The organism is Nocardia sp. NPDC059240, from assembly GCF_042753865.1.
Lineage (GTDB): Bacteria > Actinomycetota > Actinomycetes > Mycobacteriales > Mycobacteriaceae > Nocardia.
Window position 1 is genome coordinate 276620 of sequence record NZ_JBHZAC010000011.1, and the last position, 8484, is coordinate 285103.

Here is an 8484-nt window from a genome sequence, read left to right on the forward strand (position 1 = left end):
CGGTTTCGTCGAGGGCTATTCGCTGCCGACCGCGGCGCCGACTTTCTCGGCATCGGCGGTGGTGAGCAGTTCCCAGGCGTGGGCGCGACCGGTTTCGGTGTCGCCCATGCCCGCGAGCATGCGGGCGAGTTCGACGACGCGTTCGTCCTGGGTCAGCGCCTTGACGCCGGATTTGACGGCCTTGCCGTCGTCGAGTTTGTCGACCACCAGGTGGGTGTCGGCGAAGGCGGCCACCTGCGGCAGGTGGGTGACGACGATGACCTGGTGGGTGCGGGCCAAACGGGCCAGGCGGCGGCCGATTTCGACGGCGGCGCGGCCGCCGACACCGGCGTCGACCTCGTCGAAGACCATGGTGGTGCCGTGTTCGGAGCTGGCCAGCACCACCTCGAGGGCGAGCATGATGCGGGAGAGCTCACCGCCAGAGGCGCTCTTGCTCAGCGGCAGCGGGTGCGCGCCGGAGTGAGCGGCGAGGCGGAACTCCACCTCGTCGACGCCGGTGGATCCGGCGTGCAGTTCCTTGCCGTCGATGACCAGCGGGGCCGAATCCTGTACGCCCGCAGGGACGGGACCGACGCCGACCTCGAGCCGGGCCCGGCCCATTGCCAGACCGCCCAGTTCGGTGCTCACGGCGGACGCCAGCTTGCCCGCGGCCTTGCTGCGGGCGGCGGTCAGCTTGCGGGCCGTCTCGCGCACCTTCCCCGCGGCGGTCTCGACCTCGGCGGCCAGCGCCGAGAGCGCCTCCTCCGAGACGTCCAGCGAGTCCAACCGCATGCGGGCCTCGTCGGCCCACTTGATGACCCCGTCGATATCGGGCGCGTACTTGCGGGTCAGCGTCTTCAGCTCGGCCTGCCTGGTCAGCATGGATTCCAGCGCACCCGGATCCGACGGCAGGTCCGACAGGTAGGAGCTGAGCTCGGTGGCCAGATCCACGACCACCGAAATCGCCTCGGCCAGCCGGGGACCCAGCCCCGACAGCTTGGGATCGTCGGAGGATTCGATGCGGGCACGCGCCGTGCCGAGCAGATCCAGCGCACCGGAATCCTCGCCCGGCGAGTCGGCGGGCCCGGCCAGCGCGTCGTGCGCGGTGGAGGCGGCCTCACGCAGTGAGTCCAGGTCCGAGAGCCGGCGCACCTCGGCGACCAGATGCTCGTCCTCACCGGGTTCCGGTGCGACGGCGTCGATTTCGGCCAGCGACTGGGTCAGATGGTCGGCCTCGAGAGCCAATTCCCGGCTGCGCGCGGTTCTTTCGAGCAGCTGATTGCGCTTGTCCAACCAGGCTTTCCGCGCCTTCTGGTACTTGGCCAGCAGCGGTGCCACGGCGTCGGCGGCGAACTGGTCCAGCGCGTGCAACTGCTGATCCGGCCGCTGCAAACGCAACTGGTCGTTCTGTCCGTGCACGGTGAGCAGCGGGGTCGTGAAATCCGAGAGCACCGAGGCGGGCACACTGCGACCGCCCAGATGCGCCCGGGAGCGGCCGTCGCTGCCGACGGTCCGGACAGCGATGATGCTGCCGTCGTCATCCCGTTCGGCCCCCGAGGATTCCATGACCTCTTCGACCTCGCCGAGCGCCCCGTCGTGCACCGAGTCCACGGTGAAACGGCCCTCCACCACGGCCCGTGACGCGCCCAACCGGACCCGCCCGGGGTCGGCGCGCGCACCACTGAGCAGGTGCAGGCTGGTCACCACCATGGTCTTGCCCGCGCCGGTCTCACCCGTCAGTACGGTCAGCCCTTCGTGGAATTGCGCGGTGGCGGTGGAAATTACGCCAAGCCCGTCAATCCTGATCTCTGTCAGCACTCGTGCTCTCCGTCCGTCGGCCTCGCCAGCCTGTCACGGGCAACTGGAATTTGCGCACCATCCGGTCGGCGAACGGCGCGGAGTCGAGCCGCACCCATCGCACCGGTTCGGTCCCGCGGACCGTCTCTACCCGGCCGCCCCGCGGCAATGCGAGGGTGCGTCGGCCGTCGAGGAAAACAATGGCATCATGGCCCGTCGCCACGGTTTCCACCGCGATCCGCGAATCCGGGCTGGTCACCAGGGGTCGCGCGAACAGCGCGTGGGCATTGGACGGAATCACCAGCAGCGCTTCGAGATCCGGCCACACCACCGGCCCGCCCGCCGAGAAGGCGTAGGCGGTGGACCCGGTGGGCGTGGCGATCAGCACGCCGTCACAACCAAAGGACGAGACCGGGCGGTTGTCCACTTCCAGGACCACCTCGAGCACGCCCATACGGGCGGCATTCTCGATGCTGGCCTCGTTCAACGCCCAGCCACGCTCGGTGACCGTATCGTCGACGCGCACGGTGACATCGATGGTCATCCGCTCCTCGACGATATAGTCGCGCCGCACCACCTGCGACAGCGCCTCATCGAGGTTCTCGGCCTCCGCCTCGGTCAGAAAACCGATGCGCCCCAGATTGATTCCGAGCACCGGCACCCCCGCGCTGCGGGCCAGTTCGGCCGCGCGCAGAAAAGTGCCGTCCCCGCCGAGGGCGAGCACCATCTCGGTGCCGACCGCGGCGTCCGGATTGTGCGCCATGACCCGTGCCGGATACCCGTCGGCCACGCCGTCGTCGTCGATATCGAAACGAGTGCTGTACGCCTCGTCCTCGAGCACCCGCAGCCCGATCCCGGCGCCGCACAGGATCTTCGCGACGCGATGCGCGGTATCGGTGATCTCCGGCCGTCCCGGATGCGCGACCAGCAGTACTTCTCTGGCCGGGCTAGCCGCGTTCACTGTGGACCCTCCTGCACCGCACGATCGATCAACGTCGCAACACGAGACGCCTCGTCTGCATCGTAGGCGTCCGCACCGACGCCCGCGCCGTCACCGGGTGTGACGCCGGTTTCCTCCGGTTCACCGACCGACCCGCTTTCCTTGCGCAACCACAGGAAATACTCGACATTCCCGGACGGACCGGGCAGCGGACTGGCCACCACGCCGCGCGTGCGCAGGCCGAGTTTCGCTGCGGCGGCGGCGACTTCGCGCACCACCTCGGCGCGCAACGCCGGATCACGCACCACGCCACCGGAACCCACCCGGTCCTTGCCGACCTCGAACTGCGGCTTCACCATGGGCAGCAGATCCGCGCCCGGCGCCGCGCAGGCGGCCAGCGCGGGCAACACCAGGGCGAGGGAGATGAACGACAGGTCGGTGACCACCAGATCGACTGTGCCACCGATGAGTTCGGGCGTCAGCTGCCGCACATTGGTGCGATCGTGCACCCGGACGCGGTCATCGTTCTGCAGTCGCCAGATGAGCTGGCCGTAGCCGACATCGGCGGCCACCACCTCTTTCGCCCCCCGCGACAGCAACACATCGGTGAATCCGCCGGTGGACGCGCCCGCGTCCAGGCAGCGCTTGCCCTCCACCGACACGCCCAGCGGCTCGAAGGCTTCCAGCGCGCCGAGCAGCTTGTGCGCGCCGCGCGAGGCCCACTGCACCTCGTCGGGTTCGTCCCGCACCAGCAGCGGTGTAGCGGTTTCGACCCCGGTCGCCGGTTTGGTGGCGACCGACCCATTGATCAGGACGCGGCCCGCGTTGATCAGCTCGACCGCGTGTTCCCGCGATCGCGCCAATCCGCGGCGAACCAGTTCCGCGTCCACCCGTGCACGCCTGGCCACTTCAGATCTTGTCCACCGTCGCGAGGGCCTGCACCAGCACATCGTGCGCCTGCTCGAGAATCTTGGCCCGCCGCACGATATCGGTGCCCTCCGAGTGCACGCTGGGCGCGCCCGGAAAACCCGGATTCGGTGCTCCCGCCGACAATTCGGCCAATAACGCGTCCACGTCCGCACGCACCCGGGCGGGGTCGGCGAACTCCTGATTCGCACCCGCCAGATGCTGACCGGGTAGCGGCATCCCGGGACGGGGACCCTGCGGTCCCGGCATCCCCGAATGCGGCCCCGGCGCGGGGATCTGCGGATGAGGCATGGGCGTAGTCATGGTGGCGACAACGCTACCCGAACTCGCATTCGAACACACGTACCCCCACCGCATCTCGACCCGCTCACCGACCGGCACCGGCGGACGGTCGGGTGTGGCACCGAAAATCGGTTGCGGGCGGCTGACAGGATTGGGCAAATGGACAGCGACTTCGAAGATCTGATCGCCGAGGCCGAGACCGTCTCCGTCGCCGGCTGGGACTTCTCCTGGCTCGACGGGCGTGCCACCGAACAGCGGCCGTCGTGGGGATATCAGAAACAACAGGCCCGGCGGCTGGCCACCGCCCGCGCCGCGCTCGACATCCAGACCGGCGGCGGTGAAGTGCTCGCCGAGGCGGGCACCTTCCCGCCCACCATGGTCGCCACCGAATCCTGGCCGCCGAACCTGGACAAGGCCACCCGGCTACTGCATCCGCGCGGCGCGGTCGTGGTCGCCGATCCGGACGAGCCGCCACTTCCGTTCGCGGATGCCGCCTTCGACCTGGTGACCAGCCGCCACCCCGCCACCATCTGGTGGGACGAGATCGCCAGGGTGCTCGAACCCGGCGGCATCTACTTCGCGCAGCACGTCGGACCGGCCAGCGTCTTCGAGGTGGTCGAATACTTCCTCGGCCCACAGCCGGAGGCCCGCCGCGGCCGCGATCCGGAAACCGAGGCGGCCCAGGCGCGGGCGGCCGGTCTCGAGCTCGTGCAATCCCGCACGGAACGACTCCGCATGGAATTCAACGACATCGGCGCGGTCGTCTACTTCCTGCGCAAGGTGATCTGGATGGTCCCCGGCTTCACCGTCGAGGCCTACCGCGACCGCCTGCACAACCTGCACCGGCAGATCACCGCGGAGGGCCCGTTCGTCGCCTACTCGGCCCGCACCCTCATCGAGGCGCGAAAACCGTTCTGAGAGTTCCGAATCCATCGGGTGGACGACGCCACCCGATGGGCGCACGGCTCATACCGGAACGGACATGACCGCGATCGCGCGGCCGGGGGCCGCACGCAGCCGGGCGGCGATCTCCGCCGCGATATCGCCGCTACCCGGCACTACCGGATCCAGTTCGGCGACAGGATGATTGAGGGCGTCGAGCGATTCGGCGACATAGGTCGGCAGCTGGTCGGCGGGCTGGACGCGTAGATCTTCGAGGGTGCTGACACCGGTGAGGACCATCAGCGACTCCAGGCCGGTGGTGTGCGCGCCGTCGATATCGGTGTCGAGGCGGTCGCCGACCACCAGGGCGTCACGGGTACCGGCGCGTTCCAGCGCGTCTTCCATGAGGGGCGCGAACGGCTTGCCCGCCACGATCGGTTCCAGACCCGACGCCTGCCGCAGCGCCGCCACCATGGAACCGTTGCCGGGGGCCAGACCACGCTCGGTCGGCAGGGTGGCATCGGTGTTGGCGGCCACCCACAGCGCACCCGAACGCAGCGCATACGCCGCCTCGGCCAGATCGGCCCACGCCGTCTGCATGGAATGGCCCTGGATCACGGCACTGGGCGTGACCCCGTCGAAACGCCGGACCGCCTGCAGGCCGACGTTCTCCACCTCGGACATCAGATCGTCGGTGCCGACCACCAGCACGGTGGAGCCGGGCGCGACCCGCTGCGCCAGCAGGCGCGCGGCCGCCTGCGCACTGGTCACCACCTCGTCCTCGGAGGCGGCGAAACCCAGCTCCCGCAGATGCAATGCCACCGCGTCGGCCGAACGGCTCGCGTTGTTCGTGACATACATGAGGCGCTGCTTGGACTCGCCCGCCGAAAGCGCTTCCGGCGCACCCGGAATCCGCTCGTGGCCGCGGAACAGCGTGCCATCCAGATCCAACAGCAATGCCTCGAAGCGGTCCCGCAGTCGCATTACGCCGTCCCTCTCATTACTTGCGCTGAAAATACCGTGCCTGCAAACGAAAACGACCGTGCGGCTGCGCTGAAGCGCGGCCGCACGGTCGAAATCACCTGTCTGTCCTCAGTTCTCGTTCTCGCCGTCGGACTTCGCAGTCGGCTCGGGAGCATCGGGAGCCTCGGCGGAGTCCTGCTCGGCGACCGGAGCGTCGTCGCCCTCGTCGTCCGAGTCGTCCTCAGCGTCCTCGTCGTCCGCATCGTCGTCTTCGTCGTCGTCGAAAGCCTCGGTCCAGTCCGAACCGTCACCGCCCTCCGACAGGTCGGCCGCACGCTCCTCGGCGTCGGTCTCACCGTCGAGGTCCGCCGACGCGGCGTTCATGAACCAGGTCAGTGACTCCTCCGCGCGACCGGCGGCCAGCAGCGCCTCGGCGTAGGCGTAGAACAGGCGCGCGGTGGCCGAACCGGTGCGTGCCGGATCCAGCTCGGCGGTCTGCAGGGTGACCACGGCCTGGTCGTGCTGACCCAGATCCATGCGGGCACCGGCGACCACAATGCGCAGCTCGGTGGCCTCGTCGCCCTGCAGGGCGCGGGCCTCGTCGCTGCGACCCAGTTCGATGGCACGCTCCGGACGACCCAGACCGCGCTCGCAGTCGGCCATGACGGCCAGCAGGCCCGAGCCACCGGACATGCGGCGCGCGGTCCGCAGCTCGGACAGCGCCTCGGCCCACTCACCCGCGTGATAGGCCGCGACACCGGCGGTCTCGCGAACCACCGCGATCCGCCCGGCCCGCTGCCGCGCCGCACGGGCATGCGCCAGCGCCAGTTCCGGATCCTCGTCCAGCAACTGCGCCACCATCACCAGGTGCCGCGCCACGGACTCGGCATTGCTCTTGTCGAGGCTCAGCAGATCACGCCGGACGGCCGGCTCGAGATCGGCGGCCTGCACATCATCGGGCAACGACGGCTCATCCGGCCGGCCCGAACGCTGCTCACCACCGAACCGCGAACCCTCGCCACCCCGGCGACGGTCCCCGCCGTCGAAACTCCGCTCGCCCGAACCCTTCCCGGCCCGGTCGAAGTCCCGGCCACCCGAGCTCTCCCGCTTGTCATCCCCGAACCCGTTGCGCGCGAAGCCCTTCCGCTCCTCCGACGCCCCACGATCCCGGTCGAATCCCCGTCCGCCACCACGGTTCTCACCGCCACGGTTCTCCCCACCGCGGTTGAACCCGCCTTCACGACGCTCGCCGCCACCGCTCCGGTTGAAACCACCCTCACGACGGTCACTGCCACCGCGGCTGAAGCCACCTTCGCGACGCTCGCCACCACCGGCGCGGTTGAATCCACCTTCACGACGGTCACCGCCGCCCCGGTTGAAGCCGCCCTCGCGACGCTCGCCACCACGATCGGAACCGCCCTCGCGACGGTCACTGCCACCGGTGCGGTTGAACCCGCCTTCACGACGCTCGCCACCGCTGCTGCGGTTGAAACCGCCCTCACGGCGATCTCCGCCACCGCGGTTGAACCCGCCCTCACGACGATCACCACCGCCGGTACGGTTGAAACCACCTTCACGACGGTCACCACCACCGCGGTTGAAGCCGCCTTCACGGCGCTCACCACCACGATCGGAACCGCCCTCGCGACGGTCACTGCCACCGGTGCGGTTGAACCCGCCTTCACGACGGTCACCACCGCCGCTGCGGTTGAAACCGCCCTCACGACGATCTCCGCCACCGCGGTTGAAGCCACCCTCACGACGATCACCACCACCGGTACGGTTGAAACCGCCCTCGCGGCTGCCGCCCCGGCTGGGACCGCTGTCACGGTCGCCGCGGTTGAAACCGCCACGGCCACTGTCGCGTTCGGATCCGCCGCGGTTGCTCTCGCCACCCCGATAGCCGCCGCGATCGCGGTCGCCTTCGGAGCGGTTGTAGCCACCGCGATCGTTGTCACGGTTCCGGTTGAAGCCGCCACCGTCGCGGCCGGATCCACCGCCGCGGTTGAAGCCGCCTTCGCGGCTGCCACCGCTGCCGCCGCCTTCGCGACGCGGACCACCGTACGACGACCGCCCCTGATCGGACCGTCCCTGATCGCGTTTTTCGTTGTCCTCGCGCCGGCCGTAGCCGCCCTGTCCGGTCCCACCGCTGTTGCGACGGAAGGGTTTGCGGTCGTCGTTCTGCTCCGCCACGGTGATCCCTCTCTGTTCTTGTAGCCTGCGGTACCCGGCCACGGCGCTGGACGGCGCGTGAGGAGGGCGGGTGGGCGATACCACTTACCCCAAATTCAATCACGCGCCCCTGAGCGACCTCGCGGCACAGGTGCTGAAACGACGAAAGGGGACCCAGTGTTGGGTCCCCTTTCGTGAAGGATGTTCCGGCGGTGTCCTACTCTCCCACACCCTGTCGAGTGCAGTACCATCGGCGCAGGTGGCCTTAGCTTCCGGGTTCGGAATGGGACCGGGCGTTTCCCCACCGCTATAGCCGCCGTAACTCTATGAAACTGTCACATTCCATGTGCCAGAGGAGAATTTTCGAGGGGTAACCCCTCGAACACCCCAATCAATGGGGGTCCTAGGGGGGAACCCCCTAGAAAAATCCTTCTCCAACACACGGTCGTGTGTTGTTTCAGATACTGCACAGTGGACGCGTAGCTTCTTTGTTGGTAAGTCCTCGGCCTATTAGTACCAGTCACCTACACCTGTTACCAGGC

The 8484-nt window shown here is 68.8% G+C and carries 8 protein-coding genes and 1 rRNA gene; 2 read left to right on the top strand and 7 right to left on the bottom strand.

Annotated elements, in window-relative coordinates; translation table 11 throughout:
• Nucleotides 1-15 precede the first annotated feature (15 nt).
• The 4 genes from recN to ACFXHA_RS35185 are packed head-to-tail and all read right to left on the bottom strand — an operon-like array spanning nt 16 to nt 3946.
• Nucleotides 16-1797 (bottom strand): DNA repair protein RecN, encoded by a 1782-nt coding sequence (gene recN / locus ACFXHA_RS35170; RefSeq protein WP_379363899.1) that lies wholly within the window; start codon nt 1795-1797, stop codon nt 16-18.
• Nucleotides 1775-2737, bottom strand: coding sequence for an NAD kinase (locus tag ACFXHA_RS35175; protein ID WP_379363901.1), 963 nt, complete (start codon nt 2735-2737; stop codon nt 1775-1777). Before ACFXHA_RS35175 ends, recN begins: the two co-directional genes overlap by 23 nt.
• A complete protein-coding gene (locus ACFXHA_RS35180) occupies nt 2734-3624 on the bottom strand; it encodes a TlyA family RNA methyltransferase (RefSeq protein ID WP_379363903.1) in 891 nt (296 codons plus the stop codon). Before ACFXHA_RS35180 ends, ACFXHA_RS35175 begins: the two co-directional genes overlap by 4 nt.
• 1 nt (nt 3625) lies before the next feature.
• Nucleotides 3626-3946 (bottom strand): hypothetical protein, encoded by a 321-nt coding sequence (locus ACFXHA_RS35185; protein WP_379363905.1) that lies wholly within the window; start codon nt 3944-3946, stop codon nt 3626-3628.
• A 138-nt stretch (nt 3947-4084) separates the two neighbouring features.
• On the opposite strand from ACFXHA_RS35185, the gene ACFXHA_RS35190 reads away from it, so the two are divergent.
• Nucleotides 4085-4843 (top strand): class I SAM-dependent methyltransferase, encoded by a 759-nt coding sequence (locus tag ACFXHA_RS35190; protein WP_379363907.1) that lies wholly within the window; start codon nt 4085-4087, stop codon nt 4841-4843.
• A 48-nt stretch (nt 4844-4891) separates the two neighbouring features.
• Here ACFXHA_RS35190 and ACFXHA_RS35195 read toward each other — a convergent pair whose 3' ends face one another.
• The gene (locus ACFXHA_RS35195; protein WP_379363909.1) at nt 4892-5791 is read right to left on the bottom strand and encodes an HAD-IIA family hydrolase; all 900 of its coding nucleotides are present in this window, start codon (nt 5789-5791) and stop codon (nt 4892-4894) included.
• Nucleotides 5792-5899: 108 nt separating this feature from the next.
• Nucleotides 5900-6649 carry a hypothetical protein gene (locus ACFXHA_RS35200; RefSeq protein WP_379363911.1) on the bottom strand — a complete coding sequence of 250 codons (750 nt, stop codon included), beginning with the start codon at nt 6647-6649 and terminating at the stop codon, nt 5900-5902.
• Here ACFXHA_RS35200 and ACFXHA_RS35205 point away from each other — a divergent pair.
• Entirely contained in the window at nt 6638-7987 is a 1350-nt protein-coding gene (locus ACFXHA_RS35205) for a hypothetical protein (protein WP_379363913.1), read from the top strand. The genes ACFXHA_RS35200 and ACFXHA_RS35205 overlap by 12 nt on opposite strands.
• Nucleotides 7988-8146: 159 nt before the next feature.
• Here the strand turns inward: ACFXHA_RS35205 and rrf are convergent.
• A 5S ribosomal RNA gene (rrf, locus tag ACFXHA_RS35210) occupies nt 8147-8263 on the bottom strand.
• Nucleotides 8264-8484 lie beyond the last annotated feature (221 nt).

Coding starts and splice junctions, on each gene's coding strand:
- ACFXHA_RS35185 (WP_379363905.1), bottom strand. CDS start 3,946: ATGACTACGCCCATGCCTCATCCGCAGATCCCCGCGCCGGGGCCGCAT.
- ACFXHA_RS35190 (WP_379363907.1), top strand. CDS start 4,085: ATGGACAGCGACTTCGAAGATCTGATCGCCGAGGCCGAGACCGTCTCC.
- ACFXHA_RS35195 (WP_379363909.1), bottom strand. CDS start 5,791: ATGCGACTGCGGGACCGCTTCGAGGCATTGCTGTTGGATCTGGATGGC.